We start from the raw sequence: 22,075 nt of genomic DNA, 5'->3' as shown, positions 1-22,075 counted from the left end.
GTGTCGCAGCCCGCCCCGGGAACCGGCAGACAACCAGGAGATAGACGTGATCCAGCAGGAGTCGCGACTGCGTGTCGCCGACAACACGGGTGCGAAGGAGATCCTTTGCATCCGTGTGCTCGGCGGCTCCGGTCGCCGCTACGCGGGTATCGGTGACGTCATCGTCGCCACCGTCAAGGACGCGATCCCCGGTGGCAACGTGAAGAAGGGTGACGTCGTCAAGGCGGTCATCGTTCGCACCGTCAAGGAGCGCCGCCGTCCGGACGGCTCGTACATCCGCTTCGACGAGAACGCCGCCGTCATTCTGAAGAACGACGGCGACCCTCGTGGCACCCGTATCTTCGGCCCCGTGGGCCGTGAGCTGCGCGAGAAGAAGTTCATGAAGATCATCTCCCTCGCGCCGGAGGTGCTGTGAGCATGAAGATCAAGAAGGGCGACCTGGTCCAGGTCATCACCGGCAAGGACAAGGGCAAGCAGGGCAAGGTCATTGCCGCTTACCCGCGCGAGGAGCGCGTCCTGGTCGAGGGTGTCAACCGGGTCAAGAAGCACACCAAGGCCGGTCCCACGGCTCGTGGTTCGCAGGCCGGCGGCATCGTCACCACCGAGGCGCCGATCCACGTCTCCAACGTCCAGCTGGTCGTGGAGAAGGACGGCGAGAAGGTCGTGACCCGCGTCGGTTACCGCTTCGACGACGAAGGCAACAAGATCCGCGTTGCCAAGCGGACGGGTGAGGACATCTGATGGCTACCACCACTGCTCCGCGTCTGAAGACGAAGTACCGCGAGGAGATCGCGGGCAAGCTGCGTGACGAGTTCAAGTACGAGAACGTCATGCAGGTTCCCGGCCTCGTCAAGATCGTGGTCAACATGGGTGTCGGCGACGCCGCCCGTGACTCGAAGCTGATCGAGGGCGCGATCCGCGACCTGACCACCATCACCGGTCAGAAGCCGGCCGTCACCAAGGCCCGCAAGTCCATCGCGCAGTTCAAGCTGCGTGAGGGCCAGCCGATCGGTGCCCACGTCACGCTCCGTGGCGACCGCATGTGGGAGTTCCTGGACCGCACCCTGTCGCTCGCGCTGCCGCGCATCCGCGACTTCCGCGGCCTGTCCCCCAAGCAGTTCGACGGCCGTGGCAACTACACCTTCGGTCTCACGGAGCAGGTCATGTTCCACGAGATCGACCAGGACAAGATCGACCGCGTCCGGGGTATGGACATCACCGTGGTCACCACGGCGACCAACGACGAAGAGGGCCGTGCCCTTCTCCGTCACCTCGGCTTCCCGTTCAAGGAGGCGTGAGCGAGATGGCGAAGAAGGCTCTCATCGCGAAGGCTGCTCGCAAGCCCAAGTTCGGCGTGCGCGCGTACACCCGCTGCCAGCGCTGCGGTCGTCCGCACTCCGTCTACCGCAAGTTCGGCCTGTGCCGCGTGTGCCTTCGTGAGATGGCTCACCGTGGCGAGCTGCCGGGCGTGACCAAGAGCTCCTGGTAATCCCCGTAATCAGGGATTCCCAAGGCTCTCGGTAAGCATCTGGGACGGCAGGCGGCCCAGCTCCCATGCCTTAGGCTTGTGGGGTTGGGCGTCTGCCGCCCGTACGACTTACTACGCCGTAGGTCCACCGCGCCGCACCCGTCCCGTCTCGGATCGGGGAGAGGGATGGCGCACCAGGAAACCCCGGCGAGAGAGGCCGAAGGCCAATTCATGACCATGACTGATCCGATCGCAGACATGCTTACGCGTCTGCGGAACGCGAACTCGGCATACCACGACTCCGTGGCGATGCCGCACTCGAAGATCAAGTCGCACATCGCGGAGATCCTCCAGCAGGAGGGCTTCATCACGGGCTGGAAGGTCGAGGACGCCGAGGTCGGCAAGAACCTCGTCCTGGAGCTGAAGTTCGGCCCCAACCGTGAGCGCTCCATCGCGGGGATCAAGCGCATCTCCAAGCCCGGTCTCCGGGTCTACGCGAAGTCCACCAACCTGCCGAAGGTGCTCGGCGGCCTCGGCGTGGCGATCATCTCCACGTCGCACGGGCTCCTCACCGACAAGCAGGCCGGCAAGAAGGGCGTGGGTGGGGAAGTCCTCGCCTACGTCTGGTAGCAGAAGGGAACGGAGGAAACAGCTATGTCGCGCATCGGCAAGCTCCCCATCGCGGTTCCCGCCGGCGTGGACGTCACCATCGACGGCCGTACGGTCAAGGTCAAGGGCCCCAAGGGCGAGCTGACCCACACCGTCACGGCGCCGATCGAGGTCGTCAAGGGCGAGGACGGCGTCCTGAACGTCACCCGCCCCAACGACGAGCGTCAGAACAAGGCCCTGCACGGCCTGTCCCGCACGCTGGTGGCGAACATGATCACCGGCGTGACCACGGGTTACGTGAAGAAGCTCGAGATCAGCGGTGTCGGTTACCGCGTTGTCGCCAAGGGCCAGAACCTGGAGTTCTCCCTCGGCTACAGCCACCCGATCCTGGTCGAGGCCCCCGAGGGCATCACCTTCAAGGTGGAGGCCCCCACCCGATTCTCGGTCGAGGGCATCGACAAGCAGAAGGTCGGCGAGGTTGCGGCCAACATCCGCAAGCTGCGCAAGCCCGACCCGTACAAGGCCAAGGGCGTCAAGTACGAGGGCGAAGTCATCCGCCGCAAGGTCGGAAAGGCGGGTAAGTAAGCCATGGCATACGGGCAGAAGATCCTCAAGGGCGACGCCTACAAGCGCGCCTCGATCAAGCGCCGCCACATCCGGATCCGCAAGAAGGTCTCCGGCACCGCGGAGCGTCCCCGTCTGGTCGTGACCCGCTCCAACCGCCACATCGTGGCGCAGGTGATCGACGACCTGAAGGGCCACACCCTGGCATCGGCGTCCACTCTGGACAGCTCGATCCGCGGTGGCGAGGGCGACAAGTCCGCGCAGGCCAAGCAGGTCGGCGCCCTGGTCGCCGAGCGTGCCAAGGCCGCCGGTGTCGAGGCCGTCGTGTTCGACCGTGGTGGCAACCAGTACGCCGGGCGCATCGCCGCCCTGGCCGACGCCGCCCGCGAGGCCGGGCTCAAGTTCTGAGCCGCGGTTCCGTAGCTAGCGGAAACAGAGAGAGGTAATTCCAATGGCTGGACCCCAGCGCCGCGGAAGCGGTGCCGGTGGCGGCGAGCGGCGGGACCGGAAGGGCCGTGACGGCGGCGCTGCTGCCGCCGAGAAGACCGCGTACGTTGAGCGCGTCGTCGCGATCAACCGCGTCGCCAAGGTTGTGAAGGGTGGTCGTCGCTTCAGCTTCACCGCGCTGGTCGTGGTGGGCGACGGTGACGGCACCGTGGGTGTCGGATACGGCAAGGCCAAGGAGGTGCCGGCCGCCATCGCCAAGGGCGTTGAGGAGGCCAAGAAGCACTTCTTCAAGGTCCCCCGGATCCAGGGCACCATCCCGCACCCGATCCAGGGTGAGAAGGCTGCCGGCGTCGTGCTGCTCAAGCCCGCGTCGCCCGGTACCGGTGTTATCGCCGGTGGCCCGGTGCGTGCCGTGCTCGAGTGCGCCGGTATCCACGACGTGCTGTCGAAGTCGCTCGGCTCCGACAACGCCATCAACATCGTGCACGCGACCGTGGAGGCCCTGCGTGGCCTGCAGCGTCCCGAGGAGATCGCGGCCCGCCGTGGTCTGCCGCTCGAGGACGTCGCTCCCGCGGCTCTGCTCCGTGCGCGTGCCGGGGCGGGTGCGTGATCATGGCGCAGCTCAAGATTACGCAGGTCAAGTCCTACATCGGCAGCAAGCAGAACCACCGTGACACCCTGCGCTCCCTTGGTCTCAAGGGGATCAACACGCAGGTCGTCAAGGAGGACCGCCCCGAGTTCCGCGGCATGGTGCACACCGTCCGCCACCTCGTGACGGTCGAGGAGGTCGACTGATCATGGCGGAGCAGAACCCGCTCAAGATCCACAACCTCCGTCCCGCCCCGGGCGCCAAGACCGCGAAGACCCGTGTCGGTCGTGGTGAGGCGTCGAAGGGTAAGACGGCCGGTCGTGGTACCAAGGGTACGAAGGCCCGCTACCAGGTTCCGGAGCGCTTCGAGGGCGGCCAGATGCCGCTTCACATGCGCCTTCCGAAGCTGAAGGGCTTCAAGAACCCGTTCAAGACCGAGTACCAGGTCGTGAACCTCGACAAGCTGGCCAAGCTGTACCCGCAGGGTGGCGAGGTCACGGTCGAGGACCTGGTGGCCAAGGGCGCCGTTCGCAAGAACAGCCTGGTCAAGGTCCTCGGCGAGGGCGAGATCTCCGTGGCGCTGACGGTGAAGGTCGACAAGGCCTCCACCTCCGCCAAGGAGAAGATCGCCGCCGCCGGCGGCAGCGTCACCGAGCTCGTCTGAACACCTCAGGCGTCTCGATGACTTGAGCGATCCCGACCGGGGATACCCCACAAAAGGGGTATCCCCGGTTGGTCGTTCCAAGGGCGGTGGCTCGCCGGTAAGGTGGCCTGCACTGCCCTCTTTCACGGGTGTCACACATGGGGCACCCTGAGCGGCAGTTGACCGTTGTGTATTAAGTCGTCAGTCGAACCTCAAGACCGTCACCCTTGACGCAGTTGCGCGGGGGTCGCAGGAGGCACCGTGCTCACCGCGTTCGCCCGGGCGTTCAAGACGCCCGACCTGCGCAAGAAGCTGCTCTTCACGCTGGGCATCATCGTGGTGTACCGGATCGGTACGCACATCCCGATCCCGGGCGTCGACTACAGGGCCGTCCAGGAGTGTGTGGACCAGGCGTCCGGCAACCAGGGTGGTCCCCTCGGCCTGATCAACATGTTCAGCGGCGGCGCTCTGCTGCAGATCACGGTGTTCGCGCTCGGCATCATGCCGTACATCACGGCGAGCATCATTCTGCAGCTGCTGACCGTGGTGATCCCGAGGCTGGAGGCCCTGAAGAAGGAGGGGCAGGCGGGTACCGCGAAGATCACGCAGTACACCCGCTACCTGACCATCGCGCTGGCCGTCCTCCAGGGCACCGGCCTCATCGCTACCGCCCGCAGCGGCGCCCTCTTCTCGGGCTGCACGGTCGCCAACCAGGTTGTGCCGAACCAGGCCATCTTCACCACCGTCGTCATGGTGATCACGATGACCGCCGGTACGGCCGTCGTCATGTGGCTCGGTGAGCTGATCACCGACCGCGGCATCGGCAACGGCATGTCGATCCTGATGTTCATCTCGATCGCCGCGACCTTCCCGGGTGCCCTGTGGGCCATCAAGGAGCAGGGCGACCTGGCCGACGGCTGGATCGAGTTCGGCACCGTGGTCGCCGTCGGTCTGGTCATGATCGGCCTGGTGGTCTTCGTGGAGCAGGCTCAGCGCCGTATTCCGGTCCAGTACGCGAAGCGCATGATCGGCCGCCGGTCCTACGGCGGCACGTCCACGTACATTCCGCTGAAGGTCAACCAGGCGGGCATCATCCCCGTGATCTTCGCCTCGTCGCTGCTCTACATTCCGGCGCTGGTGGTCCAGTTCTCCAACTCGACCGCCGGCTGGGCGCAGTGGGTCGAGCGGAACCTCGCGGCCACGGACGCCACCGCGCACATCATCCTGTACTTCCTGCTCATCGTCTTCTTCGCGTTCTTCTACGTGGCGATCACCTTCAACCCCGAAGAAGTCGCCGACAACATGAAGAAGTATGGTGGCTTCATCCCGGGCATCCGGGCTGGCCGACCGACCGCTGAGTATCTGAGCTACGTACTCAACCGGATCACCTGGCCGGGTTCGCTGTATCTGGGACTGATCGCTCTCGTGCCGACGATGGCGTTGGCAGGTTTCGGGGCAAACCAGAACTTCCCGTTCGGTGGTACCAGCATCCTGATCATCGTGGGTGTGGGCCTGGAGACGGTGAAGCAGATCGAGAGCCAGCTCCAGCAGCGCAATTACGAAGGGTTCCTCCGCTGATGCGAATCGTCCTCGTCGGGCCGCCGGGTGCCGGAAAGGGTACGCAGGCCACCCGCCTTGCCGAGACGCTGCACATCCCGCACATCTCCACGGGCGACCTGTTCCGCGCCAACATCAGCCAGCAGACCGAACTGGGCAAGCTGGCCAAGTCCTACATGGACGCCGGCAACCTCGTACCGGACGAGGTCACCATCGCCATGGCGAAGGACCGCATGGAGCAGCCCGACGCCGAGGGCGGCTTCCTGCTGGACGGCTTCCCGCGCAACGTCTCCCAGGCCGAGGCACTGGACGAGCTGCTCGAGACGGAGCAGATGAAGCTCGACGCGGTGCTGGACCTGGAGGCCCCGGAGGAAGAGGTCGTCAAGCGGATCGCCGGACGCCGGGTCTGCCGGAACGAGTCGGCGCACGTCTTCCACGTGACGTACTCGACGCCGAAGCGGGAGGGCGTCTGCGACGTCTGCGGCGGCGAGCTGTACCAGCGGGACGACGACTCCGAGGAGACGGTCCGCAAGCGGCTGGAGGTCTACCACACGCAGACCGAGCCGATCATCGACTACTACAAGGCGCAGGGTCTGGTCGTGACCATCTCCGCGATGGGCAAGGTCGACGAGGTCACCGGCCGTGCGCTGGAGGCGCTGAAGCGCGACAAGTAGTTCTTTGTGCCGACTGCAGCCGCGGTTCCTCTTCCAGGGGCCGCGGCTGTGGTGTGCCGCCCGTGCGGCACGTATGCCCGCGGCTTGCGGAGGCCGATGCCCCGTATCGTGGGAAGCGTTCCTCTGTCTCCCGGTCCAGAAAGGCCGCAGCCCCCATGGTGCAGATCAAGAGCCCCGAGCAGATCGCCAAGATGCGAGAGGCGGGGCTGGTCGTCGCCGCCATCCACGCGGCCACGCGGGAGGCCGCCGTGCCCGGCGCCACCACCAAGGACCTGGACCAGGTCGCCCGCAAGGTGCTCGCCGAGCACAACGCCAAGCCGAACTTCCTCGGCTACGGCGGCTTCCCGGCGACCATCTGCACCTCCGTGAACGAGGTCGTCGTCCACGGCATCCCCTCCGACGACGTCGTCCTCAAGGACGGGGACGTCATCTCCATCGACTGCGGCGCGATCATCGACGGCTGGCACGGTGACGCGGCCTACACGGCGTTCGTCGGCTCCGGTCACTCCCCGGAGCTGGTCGAGCTGTCCCGGGTGACCGAGGAGTCCATGTGGGCCGGCATCGCGGCCATGAAGCAGGGCAACCGGCTGGTCGACATCTCCCGGGCCGTCGAGACGTACATCCGCCGCCAGCCCAAGCCCGGCGGCGGCCGCTACGGGATCATCGAGGACTACGGCGGCCACGGCATCGGCACCGAGATGCACATGGACCCGCACCTGCTGAACTACGTCGACCGGCGCCGGGGCAAGGGGCCCAAGCTGGTGCCCGGCTTCTGCCTCGCCATCGAGCCGATGGTGTCCCTGGGCACACCGAAGACGGTCGTCCTGGAGGACGACTGGACGGTCGTGACGACGGACGGGACCTGGTCCTCCCACTGGGAGCACTCCGTCGCGCTGACCGAGCAGGGCCCGCTGGTCCTGACGGCGCCCGACGGGGGCAGGGCCAAGCTCGCGGAGTACGGCATCACGGCCGCTCCGGACCCTCTTGCATGACGATCTCCCGGGTGGGGCAGACTTCCTCGTTTCGCCTTTCCGGGTGTGCTGACGTAGACTGACTCGTCGGCTCTTGTGCACCCGCATGCCTGCATGCCTGCAAGCTTTGCGAACGGGTGCGCGCCGGAGCCGATCAAGGTAGTCGATTCGAAGGGCGAAGCGTGGCCAAGAAGCAAGGTGCCATCGAGATCGAGGGCACTGTCGTCGAGTCTCTTCCGAACGCCATGTTCAAGGTCGAGCTCCAGAACGGCCACCAGGTCCTGGCACACATCAGCGGCAAGATGCGCATGCACTACATCCGCATCCTCCCTGACGACCGGGTCGTGGTGGAGCTGTCTCCGTACGACCTGACGCGTGGCCGGATCGTCTACCGGTACAAGTAGATCTTGCCCACGTCCTGCGGCGGCGACGCCGCGGGTCCGCCGGCAACTGACCCGGAGAACCTCACATCCCATGAAGGTCAAGCCGAGCGTCAAGAAGATCTGCGACAAGTGCAGGGTGATCCGCCGTCACGGCCGGGTCATGGTCATCTGCGACAACCCGCGCCACAAGCAGCGCCAGGGCTGACGTACGACCGACCGCACCCTCTGCATTCACATCGCAGGGATTCGCGCGACGCGAGCTGAATATGTTCATACGCAGGACCCGGACGGCGTGAGCCGTCTGACACCCCCGGTTCGGAGGCCGGGGACCCAGTTCGTACCTAGTACGGCGGCTGGGAGCCGGTTCTGCGGAAGACCTCCGAAGATCACCAGGAGCCATTGAATGGCACGCGTTTCCGGTGTTGACATCCCGCGCGACAAGCGCGTGGAGATCGCCCTCACCTACGTGTTCGGCATCGGCCGGACCCTCTCCCAGCAGACGCTGGCTGCCACCGGCGTCGACCCGAACACCCGCGTCCGCGACCTCTCCGAGGAGCAGCTCGTCGCGATCCGCGAGTACGTCGACAACAACTTCAGGACCGAGGGCGACCTCCGTCGCGAGATCCAGGCCGACATCCGCCGCAAGGTCGAGATCGGCACGTACCAGGGTCTGCGTCACCGCCGCGGTCTGCCCGTCCGCGGCCAGCGCACCAGCACCAACGCTCGCACCCGCAAGGGCCCGCGTCGCGCCATCGCCGGCAAGAAGAAGCCGGGCAAGAAGTAGTCCGCAGCGGACGCCTGTCCACGGTCTTCGCTGTAGGACCGACCACCTCCGTAGGAGTTAAGACATGCCCCCCAAGGGACGTCAGGGCGCTGCCAAGAAGGTGCGCCGCAAGGAAAAGAAGAACGTCGCTCACGGCCACGCGCACATCAAGAGCACGTTCAACAACACGATCGTCTCGATCACGGACCCGACCGGCAACGTGATCTCCTGGGCCTCCGCCGGCCACGTCGGCTTCAAGGGCTCGCGGAAGTCCACGCCGTTCGCCGCGCAGATGGCCGCCGAGTCGGCCGCCCGCCGCGCTCAGGAGCACGGCATGCGCAAGGTCGACGTGTTCGTCAAGGGCCCGGGTTCCGGTCGTGAGACCGCCATCCGTTCGCTCCAGGCGACCGGTCTCGAGGTCGGCTCCATCCAGGACGTCACCCCGACCCCGCACAACGGCTGCCGTCCGCCGAAGCGTCGTCGCGTCTGACGCTCGCCTTTTTCGGCTGCGGTTTCCGGGCGGTACGGCTCCTTCGGGCCGTGCCGCCCGTACCCTTGCAGTAGCCGCGCCTTGTTCCGGTGCGGTTCCGTCGGGCGTCATATAGCGGGCGCCCACGACTGAAGGATCTGATCCACACATGCTGATCGCTCAGCGTCCCTCGTTGACCGAAGAGGTCGTCGACGAGTTCCGCTCCCGGTTCGTGATCGAGCCGCTGGAGCCGGGCTTCGGTTACACCCTCGGCAACTCCCTGCGTCGTACCCTCCTGTCCTCGATCCCCGGTGCGGCGGTCACGTCGATCCGCATCGACGGTGTCCTGCACGAGTTCACCACCGTGCCGGGCGTCAAGGAGGACGTCACCGACCTGATCCTCAACATCAAGCAGCTGGTCGTGTCGAGCGAGCACGACGAGCCGGTCGTGATGTACCTGCGCAAGCAGGGCCCGGGTCTGGTCACCGCCGCCGACATCGCGCCCCCGGCCGGCGTCGAGGTGCACAACCCCGACCTCGTCCTCGCCACGCTCAACGGCAAGGGCAAGCTGGAGATGGAGCTGACCGTCGAGCGCGGTCGCGGCTACGTCTCCGCGGTGCAGAACAAGCAGGTCGGCCAGGAGATCGGCCGTATCCCGGTCGACTCGATCTACTCGCCGGTGCTCAAGGTCACGTACAAGGTCGAGGCCACGCGTGTCGAGCAGCGCACCGACTTCGACAAGCTGATCGTCGACGTCGAGACCAAGCAGGCCATGCGGCCGCGCGACGCCATGGCGTCGGCCGGCAAGACCCTGGTCGAGCTGTTCGGTCTCGCCCGCGAGCTGAACATCGACGCCGAGGGCATCGACATGGGTCCGTCCCCGACGGACGCCGCGCTCGCCGCCGACCTGGCGCTGCCGATCGAGGAGCTGGAGCTCACCGTCCGGTCGTACAACTGCCTCAAGCGCGAGGGCATCCACTCCGTGGGTGAGCTGGTCGCGCGCAGCGAGGCGGACCTGCTCGACATCCGCAACTTCGGTGCGAAGTCGATCGACGAGGTCAAGGCGAAGCTGGCCGGGATGGGCCTGGCCCTGAAGGACAGCCCGCCCGGATTCGACCCGACCGCCGCCGCGGACGCCTTCGGTGCGGACGACGACGCGGACGCCGGGTTCGTGGAGACCGAGCAGTACTGAGAGCTCGGGCCTTCCGGTCCGTACTCGGGTGCGGTGCGCTGTGGCTTGTCGCGCCCGCGCGACGGAGTCGCATAGCGACACCGCCCCGCGCCCCTTCCGGACGACAGCCCCTTCGGGGCTGTGGTCCGGATCTCTGACAGACAACCGTCTGCTCAGATACTGACCCCGGTACCTGATACGGCCGGGGCAGACCCCTAGGAGAAACACCATGCCGAAGCCCACCAAGGGTGCCCGTCTGGGCGGCAGCGCCGCGCACGAGAAGCTGCTCCTCGCGAACCTCGCGAAGAGCCTCTTCGAGCACGGCAAGATCACCACTACCGAGGCGAAGGCCCGCCGTCTGCGGCCGTACGCCGAGCGTCTGATCACCAAGGCGAAGAAGGGCGACCTTCACAACCGCCGTCAGGTGCTCCAGGTCATCACGGACAAGAGCATCGTCCACACGCTCTTCACCGAGATCGGCCCGCGGTACGAGAACCGTCCGGGTGGCTACACCCGTATCACCAAGATCGGCAACCGCCGTGGCGACAACGCGCCCATGGCTGTGATCGAGCTGGTCGAGGCGCTGACGGTGCAGCAGAAGGCGGTCGGCGAGGCCGAGGGCGCGACGAAGCGTGCCGCCAAGGACGCCGAGGCCGCCGAGGCCGCCGAGGCCAAGGTCGACACGACCAAGGCCGACGAGGCTGCCGAGGCTCCGGCCGAGGAGTCGAAGGACGCGTAAGCGTTCTGCCGGGGGACTGTGCGTTCTGCGGCTGCGGCTTCGTCGTGGTCGTCCGCGCAGTTCCCCGCGCCCCTTGAGGGGCGTCGGCGGGCCCGTCCCCTTTCGAGGGGCGGGCCCGCTTTCGCGTTGCTGAGAGGATGCAGGGGTGAGTGACGAAGTACAGCCCGGGTTCGTACGGGTGCGGCTGGACCTGTCCTACGACGGGACCGAGTTCTCCGGGTGGGCCAAGCAGGCCGGCGGGCGGCGGACCGTGCAGGGGGAGATCGAGGACGCGCTGCGGACGGTCACGCGGTCCCGGGAGACGTACGAGCTGACCGTGGCCGGGCGCACCGACGCCGGGGTGCACGCCCGGGGGCAGGTCGCCCATGTCGATCTGCCGCGGGAGGTCTGGGTCGAGCACCACGGGAAGCTGCTGAAGCGGCTGGCCGGGCGGTTGTCCAGGGACGTACGGGTGTGGGCGCTGCGGGAGGCGCCCAGTGGGTTCAACGCGCGGTTCTCCGCGGTCTGGCGGCGCTACGCCTACCGGGTCACCGACAATCCCGGCGGTGTGGACCCGCTGCTGCGCAACCATGTCCTGTGGCACGACTGGCCGCTGGACGTGGACGCCATGAACGAGGCTGCCCGGCAGCTGCTGGGGGAGCACGACTTCGCCGCCTACTGCAAGAAGCGGGAGGGGGCCACGACCATCCGGACGCTGCAGGAACTGAGCCTGGTGCGGGGCGAGGACGGGATCGTCACCGCCACGGTCCGGGCCGACGCCTTCTGCCACAACATGGTGCGCTCGCTGATCGGGGCGCTGCTGTTCGTCGGCGACGGGCACCGCGCCCCCGACTGGCCGGGGAAGGTGCTGGCGGCCGGCGTACGCGATTCGGCCGTGCATGTCGTACGGCCGCACGGGCTGACGCTGGAGGAGGTCGGCTACCCGGCGGACGAGCTGCTCGCGGCCCGCAACTGCGAGGCCCGGAACAAGCGGTCCCTGCCCGGCGCCGGCTGCTGCTGAGCGGTCGGTCCGGTCACCGCTCCGCCGGCGGCGTCCGGGCCACCGCCGGGCCCGTGCACCGGGCCCGTGCGCCGGGCCTAGCCCGCCGTCGCCGCCGCCGAGGCCTGGGCCTCGCCGCGCTGCCGGATCTGCCGGAAGGTGAACTCGGCGAGGTCGTCGCCGGTCCGGAAGACCTCGGTGTCCTTCTCGGTGACGTCCTTGCCGCCGGTGAACCCGGAGATGGTGAAGTAGGCGTACCGGCCGTAGGCGTTGGTCGTGGACCGGCACACGGCACCCTGGCAGAAGCTCCGCACACCGCCGCCGGACAGGGACTTGACGATGCTCTTGCTGTCCGCCTGCCTCTTGGCCTCGCTCGCCTGCGCCGCGGTGTCGAAGACGGCCACGCCGACCGTCACGGCGATGTCGTCCTCGGTGTAGGTGACGCGGATCAGCCGGGTGCAGTCGTTGTCCTGAAGGACCTTGGGCAGGGTGTTCAGGGCCGCCGAGGAACAGGTCCGGGTGTCGGCCGTCGGGCCCTTCTTGTAGACCGTGTCGCCCATGGTCAGCTGGGTGCCGGGGAAGAGGACGTCCGGGCCGAGCGGGGCCTTGTCCTTCTTCGCGCTGGAGACGAAGTCCTTCGGGTCCAGCGGAGGCGGCGCGGTGGTCGGCGCGAACGACGGGGCGGTGGCGGTCGCGCTCGGGAGGTCGGCCGCCGAGGGCAGCCGGGAGGACGGATCGCCGGACGCCTGGCCCGAGCCGTTCGCGGAGACGACGGCCACCGCGACGGCGCTCGCGACCGCGACCGTGGCCAGCGCACCGCCACCGATGAACAGCAGCCGGCGCCGTTTGTTGCGGGCCTCGGACGCCTCGGCGAGCGCGGCCCAGTCCGGGGTCTGGTCACCGCCGCCGTTCCAGGGCTGCTGGGAATTCGGTTTCCAGGGATCCCACTGAGACTGGGGTCCCCCCTGCCCAAAGCTCATGGGGCGCATCTTAGACGGGTCCCAGGGCGTGCTGGTCCGCCTCAACGGGCCCCGGAACCCTTAGCGTTCCTTCCATGCGGACGGGCAAAAGCGACATCTCCGGGTGGTTGGTGCGACCGGCGCGGTGGCATGCGTGGGCGGCGCTCGCGGCCGTGCTCGGTGCCCTCGCGGTGCGGACGGCCCGCGCGACCCCGGAGGGCGGGATGGACAACGCCATCGTCGTCCGGGCCGCCCGGACCTGGCTGGCGGGCGGCGATCCGTACGCCGACCCGCACTTCCTGTACTTCCCGAGCGCCGTCCTGGCCGCCGCCCCGCAGACCCTGCTGCCCGCGTCCGCGCTGCGCGTGCTGGTGCCGCTCGCCGTGACGGTCCTGCTGGCGCTGGGCTGGGCCTGCGCCCTGCGGCTGCACCGCGTCCCGCTGGGCAGCCGCTTCGCCGCCCTCGGCCTGCTCGCCCTCGCGGCCTGCTTCGCGCCGTTCGGGCACCTGGTGCTGCTGGGCAACTGGACGGTGGCCGCGGCGGCGGCCCTGCCGCTGTGCCTGCTCCTGGCGGGCCGGGGACGGTGGACGGCGGCGGGCGCGGTGGTGGGCGCCGCCGTCGCGGTCAAGCCGCTGCTCGCGCCGCTGGTGCTGCTGTTCCTGTTCGCCGGCCGGTGGCGGGCGCTGGCGGCGGCGGTCCTGGTCCCGCTCGGGGCGTCCGCCGCCGCGGGCCTGCTGATGCCCGACCCGGCCGGCTTCTTCACCCGTACCCTGCCGTTCCTGCTGAGCGGCGACGACGGCTTCGTACGGCTCTACGAGGCGTCCCCGGCGGCCGTGCTGCCCCGGCTGGGCCTGGCGCGCCCGCTCGCCGAGACCCTCGCGGTGCTCGCCGCCGCCGCCGGGGCCGGGTGCGCCTGGCGGCGCTGGCGCCGTGCCGATCCCGGTCCGCTGCGGCTCGCCGAGACCGCCGCCGGCCTGATGCTCTCGGCGTTCCTGGTCTCCCGCCCCTCCTACGACCACTACCTCGTGGTCGTCCTGCCCCTGCTGCTCGCCGGACTGCCGTACGCCGGCTCGGTCGCCCGCCGGCCCTGGTTCTGGCTGGCCCTGGTCCCGCAGCTGCCGGGCCTGACCTGGCCCTGGCTGGAGGCGCCCCGGCGGCGCGCCTTCAAGGACGCGGTCACGCTCTGTGTGCTCGCGGTGACGGTGGCCCGGCAGGGCTGGGGGCCGCGGGCGCCGGACGCCGGGGAGAGCCTCGTCACCCCGCCCCTGCGGGCGGACACGTACAGTGGAAGCAGGCAGTGATACCCGACGGTCCCTCGTTTTGACCCACTCCGGACACCCCGGTATCCTGCTTGTTCGTTGTGTATTGGCTTGCTCATTCTCACGGGACGGGCCCTTACACCGGTCCACCGGGCCGATGACCAGCGACCAGCACGCGGTTTGCGTCACCGCTGTGCGGTCAAGGCTGTCGTGATCGTTTCGGTGACCTGTTCAGGACCATTCACTCGAAGCGAAGGCTACGAACCGTGCGTACGTACAGCCCCAAGCCCGGCGATGTGACGCGCCAGTGGCACGTCATTGACGCTCAGGACGTCGTCCTGGGCCGTCTCGCCTCCACCGCAGCGACCCTTCTCCGGGGCAAGCACAAGCCGATCTACGCGCCGCACGTCGACGCTGGTGACTTCGTCATCATCATCAACGCCGACAAGGTGCACCTGTCCGGCAACAAGCGGACCCAGAAGATGGCGTACCGCCACTCCGGCTACCCGGGCGGTCTGCGCTCCGTCCGCTACGACGAGCTGCTGGAGAAGAACCCCGAGAAGGCCGTCGAGAAGGCCGTCAAGGGCATGCTCCCCAAGAACTCCCTGGGCCGTCAGATGCTCTCGAAGCTGAAGGTCTACAAGGGTGACCAGCACCCGCACGGCGCGCAGCAGCCGCAGCCGTACGAGATCACCCAGGTCGCGCAGTAAGTCCGGCCACCCCCTAAGACTGAAGAGAATCTGAGGAGAATCGTGGCCGAGACCACTGCCGAGCAGCCGCTCGAAGAGCTTGACATCGACAGCTACACCACCGAGTCCGAGGTCCCCGTCGAGGGCGAGTACACCTCGGAGTCCATGGCCTCCCGCTTCGGCGAGCCCCAGCCGGCCGCCGGCCTGGGCCGTCGCAAGAACGCCATCGCCCGTGTCCGGATCGTCCCGGGCACCGGCAAGTGGAAGATCAACGGCCGCACCCTCGAGGACTACTTCCCGAACAAGGTGCACCAGCAGGAGGTCAACGAGCCCTTCAAGGTGCTGGAGCTCGAGGGCCGCTACGACGTCATCGCCCGCATCGCCGGCGGCGGCGTCTCCGGCCAGGCCGGTGCGCTGCGCCTCGGTGTCGCCCGCGCCCTGAACGAGGCCGACGTCGACAACAACCGCGGCCCGCTGAAGAAGGCCGGCTTCCTGCGCCGCGACGACCGCGCGGTCGAGCGGAAGAAGGCCGGTCTGAAGAAGGCCCGCAAGGCTCCGCAGTACAGCAAGCGCTGATCGCGGCTGCTCGCTCGTACTCCGAACGCCCCGGCGGCACGCCACTGTGCTGCCGGGGCGTTCGTATATCACCGCGCTCAGGCGTATAACGGCACAAGACGCTCAACGGCTTGTGTGATCGGATGGCCGGACATTGCGGGTGTCCGGGAACACGGAGGCAGGTGCGTGGGCCGCACGGCACGGCTTCCGGAACTGACGCTTCCTCAGGAGGACAAGTGGGACGACTCTTCGGCACGGACGGCGTGCGCGGTGTCGCCAACGCGGACCTGACGGCCGAGATGGCGCTCGGCCTCTCCGTCGCCGCGGCGCACGTGCTGGCCGAGGCGGGCACGTTCGAAGGGCACCGGCCGACCGCGGTGGTCGGACGTGACCCGCGTGCGTCCGGGGAGTTCCTGGAGGCCGCCGTGGTGGCGGGCCTGGCCAGCGCCGGCGTGGACGTGCTGAGGGTCGGCGTGCTGCCGACGCCCGCGGTGGCGTACCTGACCGGCGCGCTCGGCGCCGACCTCGGCGTGATGCTCTCCGCCAGCCACAACGCCATGCCCGACAACGGCATCAAGTTCTTCGCCCGCGGCGGTCACAAGCTCGCCGACGAGCTGGAGGACCGCATCGAGTCCCTCTACGAGGGGCACCGCACCGGCGCCCCCTGGGACCGCCCGACCGGCTCCGGCGTCGGCCGGGTCCGCGACTACGGCGAGGGCTTCGACAAGTACGTCGCCCACCTCATCGCCGTCCTGCCCAACCGCCTCGACGGCCTGAAGATCGTCCTGGACGAGGCGCACGGCGCCGCCGCCCGGGTCTCGCCGGAGGCGTTCGCGCGGGCCGGCGCCGAGGTCGTCACCATCGGCGCGGAGCCGGACGGCCTCAACATCAACGACGGCTGCGGCTCCACCCACCTCGACCAGCTCAAGGCCGCCGTCGTCGAGCACGGTGCCGACCTCGGCATCGCGCACGACGGTGACGCCGACCGCTGCCTGGCCGTGGACCACACCGGTGCGGAGGTGGACGGCGACCAGATCCTCGCCGTGCTCGGGCTGGCGATGCGGGAGCGGTCCGCGCTGCGCGGCGACACCGTGGTCGCGACCGTCATGTCCAACCTGGGCTTCAAGCTCGCCATGGAGCGCGAGGGCATCCGGGTCGTGCAGACGGCGGTCGGTGACCGGTACGTGCTGGAGGAGATGAAGGCCGAGGGCTTCGCCCTGGGCGGCGAGCAGTCCGGCCACGTCATCATCCTCGACCACGCCACCACCGGCGACGGCACGCTGACCGGCCTGATGCTGGCGGCGCGGGTCGCGCAGACCGGCCGTACGCTCCAGGACCTGGCGTCCGTCATGGAGCGGCTGCCGCAGGTCCTGATCAACGTGCCCGACGTGGACAAGTCCCGGGTGACCACCTCCGCCGAGCTGGCCGCCGCGGTCGCCGAGGCGGAGCGGGAGCTGGGGGAGACCGGGCGGGTGCTGCTGCGTCCCTCCGGGACGGAGCCGCTGGTGCGGGTGATGGTCGAGGCTGCGGACATCGAGCAGGCCCGGTCGGTTGCGGGGCGGTTGGCGGATTCGGTGAAGTCGGCGTTGGGATAGTTCCACGTCGACGGTTCGGGGTGGGGGTCCTGCGTGTTTCGGGCTGCGGGGCTCGTCGTGGCCGGCCGCGCAGTTCCCCGCGCCCCTTCCGTGGCGCTTCCCTAGCGCCGTTTCGTCATGCGGGAGCGCCGGGTCGCCCACAGGGCCTTCTGGACCAGGAGCGTCAGCGTGCCGGCGAGCAGGATCGCGAACAGGTTGAGCAGGAGCTGTTCCGTCGACAGCCGGGCCTGGTGGACATCGGCGTAGACGAGGGCCACGGCCGCGTTCGCCGCGGCCGGGACCGTCGTCACCGAGATGGCGACGCCGACCAGGGCGCCGGACTTGGCGGAGGTCAGGGAGAGCATGCCCGCCGCGCCGGCCAGCAGGGCGACGACGAACGAGAACCGGTCGGGCGCGTAGATGAATCCGGTGTTGGGCCGGTCGGCGTCCAGCTGCGCCTCGCTGAACAGGCCGGCCGCGTCCATGACGAGGCTGAAGCCCGCCGTCACCAGCATCGCGCCGGCGAAGCCCACGAGCAGGGCGGTCAGCGAGCGCAGTGCCGGCCGCGGTGCCCGCCGCACCAGCGCCGTGCAGATGCCGGCCAGCGGACCGAACTCCGGGCCCACCGCCATCGCGCCCACGATCAGGATCGCGTTGTCCAGCACCACACCGCAGGCCGCGATCATCGTGGCCAGGGTGATGAAGGCGACGTAGGTGACCGACAGCGTCGACTCCTCCTGCGTCGCCTCCGCCAGCTGCTCCCACACCACCGCGTCCGCGGCTTCCCCCGGCGCCTCCTTCTCGGCCCGGTCGGCGTACTCGGACAGCGTCAGCCCGATGTTCTCCGCGGTGATCACCCCGCGCTCGGCCAGGCCCGAGTCCCGCAGGGCGTCGACGAGTCCGTCGACCGCCTCGCGGGCCACGTCGACCGTGACCACGTCGCCCTCCGGATCGCGGGCGGCGCCCGGCAAGACGACGAGGTGGGCGGTGCCGACCGCCCGCTCGATCAGGCGGACCACCGCGTCGGTCCGGTCGGCCGGGGTGATCAGGCGCAGGTGCAGCATGGCGCCCATCCAACAGCGTTTCACAGCTTGCGCAGGCTCAGCCGCTGCACCTTGTGGTCGGGTCCCTTGCGCAGGATCAGGGTGGCGCGGCCCCGGGTCGGGGCGACGTTCTCGACGAGGTTGGGCTTGTTGATGGTGCGCCAGGTGGTGCGGGCGTAGTCGAGCGCCTCCTCCTCCGACACCTGGGTGTACTTGCGGAAGTAGGACGACGGGTTCTGGAACGCGGTGGCGCGCAGCTTCTTGAAGCGGCTCAGGTACCAGCGCTCGATGTCCTCGGCGCGGGCGTCGACGTACACGCTGAAGTCGAAGTAGTCGGCCAGACCCACCCGGGTGCGGCCATCCTTGCCGGGCAGCGCGGGCTGGAGGACGTTGAGGCCCTCGACGATCAGGATGTCGGGGCGGCGCACGACGAGCTTCTCGCCGGGGACGATGTCGTAGATGAGGTGGGAGTAGACGGGCGCCGTCACCTCCTCCTTGCCGGCCTTGATGTCGGCGACGAAACGGGTCAGGGCCCGGCGGTCGTACGACTCGGGGAAGCCCTTCCGCGACATCAGGCCGCGCGCCTGGAGCTCCCGGGTGGGCAGCAGGAAGCCGTCGGTCGTGACCAGTTCGACCCGCGGGTGCTCGGGCCAGCGCGACAGCAGCGCCTGGAGCAGGCGGGCGACGGTGGACTTGCCGACCGCGACCGAGCCGGCGACGCCTATGACGAACGGGGTGCCCGACTGGGAGCCCTGCTCGCCGAGGAAGGTGTTCAGCGCGCTGCGCAGTCCGTCGGTGGCACCGACGTAGAGGTTGAGCAGCCGGGACAGCGGCAGGTAGATGTCCCGCACCTCGTCGAGGTCGATGACGTCGCCGAGGCCGCGCAGCTTCTCGACCTCCTCGGCGCTGAGCGGGAGCGGCGTCTTGTCGCGCAGGGCGCTCCACTCGGGGCGGGTGAGGTCGACGTAGGGAGTCGCCTCCGGCCGGTGCCGGTGGACGCTCCGGGGCATCGAGGAGGCCGGAGATATCACAGTCCATTGTTAACGGAGTTCGAACTCCTCGGCAGGTGGGCTGGGTCACCCCGGACCGGGCCACCGGACGCCATGATCACGTCGGTGTCACGGTCGGATACCAGGTCGCCGCCTGGTGATCATCTGCGTGCCCGCTGCGCATACAGTGCGCGCACACATGCGCGGAACCTCCGCGACCTGGAAGAAAGAGTCCCTGACGTGAGAAGCATCGCCGTCCGCCGCACCGCCCTCGCTGCCGCTGCCGCCGCCCTGGCCCTCCTGTCCACCGCCTGCGGCGGCTCCTCGGACAACGGCGACAAGGCGGGCGGTGACAAGGCCGAGGCAGGCAGCGCCACCGCGGCGGCCAAGGCGCTGACCGCCGGCGAGCTGGAGAAGGCCGCCCTCACCCAGGCGGACGTCAAGAGCGGCAAGGTCGTCACGGAGGTACCCGCCGGGGACGACGTCACCAAGGAGCAGGTGAAGGCGGACGGCGAGGCCTGCCTGCCGCTGGCCCACGCCCAGGCCGGCGTCCCCGGCGGCACGCCCGCCGCCACGGTCAAGCGCAGCTGGACCGGTGAGCCGCAGAAGCCGTCCGCCGACACTCCGCCCGAGAAGGCCGCGATGGCCGCCCTCGACGTGCCGAAGGTGCTGGTGACCCTGGCCTCCTACGAGGACGGCGGCGCCGAGCAGGCCCTGAAGGACGTCGAGGAGGCGGCCCGCAAGTGCGCCAAGGGCTTCACCGCCACCGTCGGCGGCGAGAAGGCCGAGTACACCGAGGTGACCGGGACCGAGGCCCCCGCCGGCGGTGACGGGGCCGTCGCCCTGACCATGACCGTGAACATCGGGGAGGGCGTCACGCCGCCGATGAAGGTCGTGGTGGTCCGCAAGGGCGCCACCCTCGCCTCCTTCAGCGCCGTCAACCTCGCCTCCATGGCGAGCGGTCAGGACTTCGAGTTCCCCACCGAGATCGTCGACGCCCAGGTCGGCAAGCTGAAGTGATCCAGCGGTCCCACCGGGGCGTTCGTACCCCGGTGGGAATTTCCGATTTCGGGCACGTGATGGCGTGTTCGTGACCGAACCTGACCGTAGGCTGCCGGTCATGTGCGGAATCGTGGGTTACGTGGGGTCGCAGTCGGCGCTCGATGTCGTGATGGCCGGGCTGAAGCGGCTGGAGTACCGGGGATACGACTCGGCGGGCGTCGCCGTGCTCGCCGACGGCGGGCTCGCCCCCGCCAAACGCGCCGGCAAGCTCGTCAACCTGGAGAAGGAGCTGTCCGAACGCCCGCTGCCCGCCGGCACCACCGGCATCGGCCACACCCGCTGGGCCACGCACGGCGGCCCCACCGACGCCAACGCCCACCCGCACCTGGACAACGCGGGCCGGGTCGCGGTGGTCCACAACGGCATCATCGAGAACTTCGCCGCGCTCCGTGCCGAGCTGGCCGAGCGCGGGCACGAGCTGGCGTCCGAGACCGACACCGAGGTCGTCGCCCACCTCCTCGCCGAGCAGTTCTCCTCCTGCGCCGACCTGGCGGAGGCGATGCGGCTGGTGTGCCGGCGCCTGGAGGGCGCGTTCACCCTGGTGGCGGTGCACGCCGACGAACCGGGCGTGGTGGTGGGCGCCCGGCGCAACTCCCCGCTCGTGGTGGGCGTGGGGGAGGGCGAGGCCTTCCTCGCCTCGGACGTGGCGGCGTTCATCGCGCACACCCGCGACGCCATCGAGCTGGGCCAGGACCAGGTGGTCGAGCTGCGCCGGGACGGTGTGACGGTGACCGGCTTCGACGGCAGCCCGGCGGACGTGCGCTCCTACCACGTCGACTGGGACGCCTCGGCCGCCGAGAAGGGCGGCTACGACTACTTCATGCTCAAGGAGATCGCCGAGCAGCCCAAGGCGGTCGCCGACACCCTGCTGGGCCGCATCGACGCCGCCGGCTCGCTGAGCCTGGACGAGGTGCGGATCTCCGCCCCCGAGCTGCGCGAGCTGGACAAGGTCGTCATCGTCGCGTGCGGTACGGCCTTCCACGCCGGGCTGATCGCGAAGTACGCCATCGAGCACTGGACGCGCACCCCGTGCGAGGTGGAGCTGGCCAGCGAGTTCCGCTACCGCGACCCGATCCTGGACCAGCAGACGCTGGTGATCGCCATCTCCCAGTCGGGCGAGACGATGGACACGCTGATGGCCCTGCGGCACGCCCGCGAGCAGGGTGCGAAGGTCCTGGCCATCTGCAACACCAACGGCTCGACCATCCCCCGCGAGTCGGACGCGGTCCTCTACACGCACGCCGGGCCGGAGATCGCCGTCGCCTCGACGAAGGCGTTTCTGACCCAGCTGGTGGCCTGCTACCTGGTCGCCCTCTACCTGGGCCAGGTGCGCGGGACCAAGTGGGGCGACGAGATCCGGGCGGTGATCCGCGACCTGTCGCAGATCACCGGAGCGGTGGAGCAGGTCCTGGGGACCATGGAGCCGGTGCGGGAGCTGGCGCGCTCGCTGGCCACCAAGAACACGGTGCTGTTCCTGGGGCGGCACGTCGGCCATCCGGTGGCCCTGGAGGGCGCCCTCAAGCTCAAGGAACTGGCCTACATGCACGCCGAGGGGTTCGCGGCGGGCGAGCTGAAGCACGGCCCGATCGCGCTGATCGAGGAGGACGTGCCGGTGGTGGTGGTCGTCCCGTCCCCGCGCGGCCGTTCCGTGCTGCACGACAAGATCGTCTCCAACATCCAGGAGATCCGCGCCCGCGGCGCCCGCACCATCGTCATCGCCGAGGAGGGCGACGAGGCGGTCGTCCCCTACGCCGACCACCTCATCCGCATCCCGGTCACCCCGACCCTGCTCCAGCCGCTGGTCGCGACCGTGCCGCTCCAGGTCTTCGCCTGCGAGCTGGCGACGGCCCGGGGCAACGAGGTGGACCAGCCGCGGAACCTGGCGAAGTCGGTGACCGTGGAGTAGGGCGCCGACGGCC

Annotated in this window: 29 protein-coding genes; 26 read left to right on the top strand and 3 right to left on the bottom strand. The window is 69.1% G+C overall.

The window, feature by feature from the left end; genetic code table 11:
• Nucleotides 1-46: 46 nt before the first annotated feature.
• From rplN to truA, 20 genes are all read left to right on the top strand, one after another.
• Entirely contained in the window at nucleotides 47-415 is a 369-nt protein-coding gene (rplN, locus tag ACLGIH_RS13335) for a 50S ribosomal protein L14 (RefSeq protein ID WP_003998823.1), read from the top strand.
• A 2-nt stretch (nucleotides 416-417) separates the two neighbouring features.
• Complete coding sequence (gene rplX / locus ACLGIH_RS13330; protein WP_416525469.1) at nucleotides 418-741, top strand: 50S ribosomal protein L24; 324 nt, start codon at nucleotides 418-420, stop codon at nucleotides 739-741.
• Nucleotides 741-1,298 (top strand): 50S ribosomal protein L5, encoded by a 558-nt coding sequence (gene rplE, locus ACLGIH_RS13325; RefSeq protein WP_184818456.1) that lies wholly within the window; start codon nucleotides 741-743, stop codon nucleotides 1,296-1,298. Before rplX ends, rplE begins: the two co-directional genes overlap by 1 nt.
• A 5-nt stretch (nucleotides 1,299-1,303) precedes the next feature.
• A complete protein-coding gene (locus ACLGIH_RS13320) occupies nucleotides 1,304-1,489 on the top strand; it encodes a type Z 30S ribosomal protein S14 (protein WP_003956452.1) in 186 nt (61 codons plus the stop codon).
• A 210-nt stretch (nucleotides 1,490-1,699) separates the two neighbouring features.
• Nucleotides 1,700-2,098: a 30S ribosomal protein S8 gene (rpsH, locus tag ACLGIH_RS13315; protein ID WP_004984520.1), complete on the top strand. Its 399-nt coding sequence runs from the start codon at nucleotides 1,700-1,702 to the stop codon at nucleotides 2,096-2,098.
• A gap of 24 nt (nucleotides 2,099-2,122) precedes the next feature.
• Nucleotides 2,123-2,662, top strand: a complete 540-nt coding sequence (gene rplF, locus ACLGIH_RS13310) for a 50S ribosomal protein L6 (RefSeq protein ID WP_416525468.1) — start codon at nucleotides 2,123-2,125, stop codon at nucleotides 2,660-2,662.
• A gap of 3 nt (nucleotides 2,663-2,665) precedes the next feature.
• Complete coding sequence (rplR, locus tag ACLGIH_RS13305) at nucleotides 2,666-3,049, top strand: 50S ribosomal protein L18 (RefSeq protein WP_416525467.1); 384 nt, start codon at nucleotides 2,666-2,668, stop codon at nucleotides 3,047-3,049.
• Nucleotides 3,050-3,092: 43 nt separating this feature from the next.
• A complete protein-coding gene (rpsE, locus tag ACLGIH_RS13300; protein ID WP_200258884.1) occupies nucleotides 3,093-3,698 on the top strand; it encodes a 30S ribosomal protein S5 in 606 nt (201 codons plus the stop codon).
• A gap of 2 nt (nucleotides 3,699-3,700) precedes the next feature.
• Nucleotides 3,701-3,883 carry a 50S ribosomal protein L30 gene (gene rpmD / locus ACLGIH_RS13295; protein ID WP_003974250.1) on the top strand — a complete coding sequence of 61 codons (183 nt, stop codon included), beginning with the start codon at nucleotides 3,701-3,703 and terminating at the stop codon, nucleotides 3,881-3,883.
• 2 nt (nucleotides 3,884-3,885) lie between these two features.
• Nucleotides 3,886-4,341, top strand: coding sequence for a 50S ribosomal protein L15 (gene rplO / locus ACLGIH_RS13290; RefSeq protein WP_365651081.1), 456 nt, complete (start codon nucleotides 3,886-3,888; stop codon nucleotides 4,339-4,341).
• A gap of 240 nt (nucleotides 4,342-4,581) precedes the next feature.
• Nucleotides 4,582-5,898, top strand: a complete 1,317-nt coding sequence (gene secY, locus ACLGIH_RS13285; RefSeq protein WP_416525466.1) for a preprotein translocase subunit SecY — start codon at nucleotides 4,582-4,584, stop codon at nucleotides 5,896-5,898.
• Nucleotides 5,898-6,551 (top strand): adenylate kinase, encoded by a 654-nt coding sequence (locus tag ACLGIH_RS13280; RefSeq protein ID WP_416525465.1) that lies wholly within the window; start codon nucleotides 5,898-5,900, stop codon nucleotides 6,549-6,551. Before secY ends, ACLGIH_RS13280 begins: the two co-directional genes overlap by 1 nt.
• Before the next feature lie 155 nt (nucleotides 6,552-6,706).
• Nucleotides 6,707-7,543 carry a type I methionyl aminopeptidase gene (map, locus tag ACLGIH_RS13275; RefSeq protein ID WP_416525464.1) on the top strand — a complete coding sequence of 279 codons (837 nt, stop codon included), beginning with the start codon at nucleotides 6,707-6,709 and terminating at the stop codon, nucleotides 7,541-7,543.
• 161 nt (nucleotides 7,544-7,704) lie between these two features.
• Nucleotides 7,705-7,926, top strand: coding sequence for a translation initiation factor IF-1 (gene infA / locus ACLGIH_RS13270; protein WP_003948620.1), 222 nt, complete (start codon nucleotides 7,705-7,707; stop codon nucleotides 7,924-7,926).
• A 70-nt stretch (nucleotides 7,927-7,996) separates the two neighbouring features.
• The gene (rpmJ, locus tag ACLGIH_RS13265) at nucleotides 7,997-8,110 is read left to right on the top strand and encodes a 50S ribosomal protein L36 (protein WP_003974245.1); all 114 of its coding nucleotides are present in this window, start codon (nucleotides 7,997-7,999) and stop codon (nucleotides 8,108-8,110) included.
• A gap of 198 nt (nucleotides 8,111-8,308) precedes the next feature.
• Nucleotides 8,309-8,689 (top strand): 30S ribosomal protein S13, encoded by a 381-nt coding sequence (gene rpsM / locus ACLGIH_RS13260; RefSeq protein WP_416525463.1) that lies wholly within the window; start codon nucleotides 8,309-8,311, stop codon nucleotides 8,687-8,689.
• Between the two features lie 64 nt (nucleotides 8,690-8,753).
• On the top strand, nucleotides 8,754-9,158 hold the full coding sequence (gene rpsK, locus ACLGIH_RS13255) for a 30S ribosomal protein S11 (RefSeq protein WP_003948617.1): 405 nt from the start codon (nucleotides 8,754-8,756) through the stop codon (nucleotides 9,156-9,158).
• A 148-nt stretch (nucleotides 9,159-9,306) separates the two neighbouring features.
• Nucleotides 9,307-10,329: a DNA-directed RNA polymerase subunit alpha gene (locus tag ACLGIH_RS13250; protein ID WP_003966937.1), complete on the top strand. Its 1,023-nt coding sequence runs from the start codon at nucleotides 9,307-9,309 to the stop codon at nucleotides 10,327-10,329.
• 208 nt (nucleotides 10,330-10,537) lie between these two features.
• Nucleotides 10,538-11,047: a 50S ribosomal protein L17 gene (gene rplQ / locus ACLGIH_RS13245; RefSeq protein WP_416525462.1), complete on the top strand. Its 510-nt coding sequence runs from the start codon at nucleotides 10,538-10,540 to the stop codon at nucleotides 11,045-11,047.
• 145 nt (nucleotides 11,048-11,192) lie between these two features.
• Complete coding sequence (gene truA / locus ACLGIH_RS13240; RefSeq protein WP_416525461.1) at nucleotides 11,193-12,047, top strand: tRNA pseudouridine(38-40) synthase TruA; 855 nt, start codon at nucleotides 11,193-11,195, stop codon at nucleotides 12,045-12,047.
• Nucleotides 12,048-12,124: 77 nt separating this feature from the next.
• On the opposite strand, the gene ACLGIH_RS13235 is transcribed toward truA, so the two are convergent.
• On the bottom strand, nucleotides 12,125-13,006 hold the full coding sequence (locus tag ACLGIH_RS13235) for a hypothetical protein (protein WP_416525460.1): 882 nt from the start codon (nucleotides 13,004-13,006) through the stop codon (nucleotides 12,125-12,127).
• Between the two features lie 74 nt (nucleotides 13,007-13,080).
• Here ACLGIH_RS13235 and ACLGIH_RS13230 point away from each other — a divergent pair, with 74 nt between their 5' ends.
• From ACLGIH_RS13230 to glmM, 4 genes are all read left to right on the top strand, one after another.
• Nucleotides 13,081-14,286 (top strand): glycosyltransferase 87 family protein, encoded by a 1,206-nt coding sequence (locus tag ACLGIH_RS13230; RefSeq protein ID WP_416525459.1) that lies wholly within the window; start codon nucleotides 13,081-13,083, stop codon nucleotides 14,284-14,286.
• A gap of 224 nt (nucleotides 14,287-14,510) precedes the next feature.
• Nucleotides 14,511-14,954, top strand: a complete 444-nt coding sequence (gene rplM / locus ACLGIH_RS13225; protein ID WP_416525458.1) for a 50S ribosomal protein L13 — start codon at nucleotides 14,511-14,513, stop codon at nucleotides 14,952-14,954.
• Nucleotides 14,955-14,996: 42 nt separating this feature from the next.
• Nucleotides 14,997-15,509, top strand: coding sequence for a 30S ribosomal protein S9 (gene rpsI / locus ACLGIH_RS13220; protein ID WP_019526966.1), 513 nt, complete (start codon nucleotides 14,997-14,999; stop codon nucleotides 15,507-15,509).
• Nucleotides 15,510-15,724: 215 nt separating this feature from the next.
• Nucleotides 15,725-17,083 (top strand): phosphoglucosamine mutase, encoded by a 1,359-nt coding sequence (gene glmM / locus ACLGIH_RS13215; RefSeq protein ID WP_416525457.1) that lies wholly within the window; start codon nucleotides 15,725-15,727, stop codon nucleotides 17,081-17,083.
• A 101-nt stretch (nucleotides 17,084-17,184) separates the two neighbouring features.
• On the opposite strand, the gene ACLGIH_RS13210 is transcribed toward glmM, so the two are convergent.
• Nucleotides 17,185-18,126: a DUF389 domain-containing protein gene (locus ACLGIH_RS13210; protein ID WP_416525456.1), complete on the bottom strand. Its 942-nt coding sequence runs from the start codon at nucleotides 18,124-18,126 to the stop codon at nucleotides 17,185-17,187.
• A gap of 20 nt (nucleotides 18,127-18,146) precedes the next feature.
• Complete coding sequence (coaA, locus tag ACLGIH_RS13205; RefSeq protein WP_416525455.1) at nucleotides 18,147-19,115, bottom strand: type I pantothenate kinase; 969 nt, start codon at nucleotides 19,113-19,115, stop codon at nucleotides 18,147-18,149.
• Between the two features lie 219 nt (nucleotides 19,116-19,334).
• Here coaA and ACLGIH_RS13200 point away from each other — a divergent pair, with 219 nt between their 5' ends.
• Both ACLGIH_RS13200 and glmS read left to right on the top strand, forming a co-directional pair.
• On the top strand, nucleotides 19,335-20,114 hold the full coding sequence (locus ACLGIH_RS13200) for a hypothetical protein (RefSeq protein ID WP_416525454.1): 780 nt from the start codon (nucleotides 19,335-19,337) through the stop codon (nucleotides 20,112-20,114).
• Between the two features lie 100 nt (nucleotides 20,115-20,214).
• Nucleotides 20,215-22,062: a glutamine--fructose-6-phosphate transaminase (isomerizing) gene (gene glmS / locus ACLGIH_RS13195; RefSeq protein WP_416525453.1), complete on the top strand. Its 1,848-nt coding sequence runs from the start codon at nucleotides 20,215-20,217 to the stop codon at nucleotides 22,060-22,062.
• Nucleotides 22,063-22,075: the final 13 nt, after the last annotated feature.

The organism is Streptomyces hamibioticus (genome assembly GCF_047946815.1).
Classification (GTDB): Bacteria; Actinomycetota; Actinomycetes; order Streptomycetales; family Streptomycetaceae; genus Streptomyces.
This window is presented reverse-complemented; position numbering and strand designations above follow the sequence as displayed.

Bases quoted from the DNA above. Each gene is read 5' to 3' on its own strand.
- rplX (WP_416525469.1), top strand. From the start codon at position 418: ATGAAGATCAAGAAGGGCGACCTGGTCCAGGTCATCACCGGCAAGGAC.
- rplE (WP_184818456.1), top strand. From the start codon at position 741: ATGGCTACCACCACTGCTCCGCGTCTGAAGACGAAGTACCGCGAGGAG.
- ACLGIH_RS13320 (WP_003956452.1), top strand. From the start codon at position 1,304: ATGGCGAAGAAGGCTCTCATCGCGAAGGCTGCTCGCAAGCCCAAGTTC.
- rpsH (WP_004984520.1), top strand. From the start codon at position 1,700: ATGACCATGACTGATCCGATCGCAGACATGCTTACGCGTCTGCGGAAC.
- rplF (WP_416525468.1), top strand. From the start codon at position 2,123: ATGTCGCGCATCGGCAAGCTCCCCATCGCGGTTCCCGCCGGCGTGGAC.
- rplR (WP_416525467.1), top strand. From the start codon at position 2,666: ATGGCATACGGGCAGAAGATCCTCAAGGGCGACGCCTACAAGCGCGCC.
- rpsE (WP_200258884.1), top strand. From the start codon at position 3,093: ATGGCTGGACCCCAGCGCCGCGGAAGCGGTGCCGGTGGCGGCGAGCGG.
- rpmD (WP_003974250.1), top strand. From the start codon at position 3,701: ATGGCGCAGCTCAAGATTACGCAGGTCAAGTCCTACATCGGCAGCAAG.
- rplO (WP_365651081.1), top strand. From the start codon at position 3,886: ATGGCGGAGCAGAACCCGCTCAAGATCCACAACCTCCGTCCCGCCCCG.
- ACLGIH_RS13280 (WP_416525465.1), top strand. From the start codon at position 5,898: ATGCGAATCGTCCTCGTCGGGCCGCCGGGTGCCGGAAAGGGTACGCAG.
- map (WP_416525464.1), top strand. From the start codon at position 6,707: ATGGTGCAGATCAAGAGCCCCGAGCAGATCGCCAAGATGCGAGAGGCG.
- rpmJ (WP_003974245.1), top strand. From the start codon at position 7,997: ATGAAGGTCAAGCCGAGCGTCAAGAAGATCTGCGACAAGTGCAGGGTG.
- rpsM (WP_416525463.1), top strand. From the start codon at position 8,309: ATGGCACGCGTTTCCGGTGTTGACATCCCGCGCGACAAGCGCGTGGAG.
- rpsK (WP_003948617.1), top strand. From the start codon at position 8,754: ATGCCCCCCAAGGGACGTCAGGGCGCTGCCAAGAAGGTGCGCCGCAAG.
- ACLGIH_RS13250 (WP_003966937.1), top strand. From the start codon at position 9,307: ATGCTGATCGCTCAGCGTCCCTCGTTGACCGAAGAGGTCGTCGACGAG.
- rplQ (WP_416525462.1), top strand. From the start codon at position 10,538: ATGCCGAAGCCCACCAAGGGTGCCCGTCTGGGCGGCAGCGCCGCGCAC.
- ACLGIH_RS13235 (WP_416525460.1), bottom strand. From the start codon at position 13,006: ATGAGCTTTGGGCAGGGGGGACCCCAGTCTCAGTGGGATCCCTGGAAA.
- ACLGIH_RS13230 (WP_416525459.1), top strand. From the start codon at position 13,081: ATGCGGACGGGCAAAAGCGACATCTCCGGGTGGTTGGTGCGACCGGCG.
- ACLGIH_RS13210 (WP_416525456.1), bottom strand. From the start codon at position 18,126: ATGCTGCACCTGCGCCTGATCACCCCGGCCGACCGGACCGACGCGGTG.
- coaA (WP_416525455.1), bottom strand. From the start codon at position 19,115: ATGCCCCGGAGCGTCCACCGGCACCGGCCGGAGGCGACTCCCTACGTC.
- glmS (WP_416525453.1), top strand. From the start codon at position 20,215: ATGTGCGGAATCGTGGGTTACGTGGGGTCGCAGTCGGCGCTCGATGTC.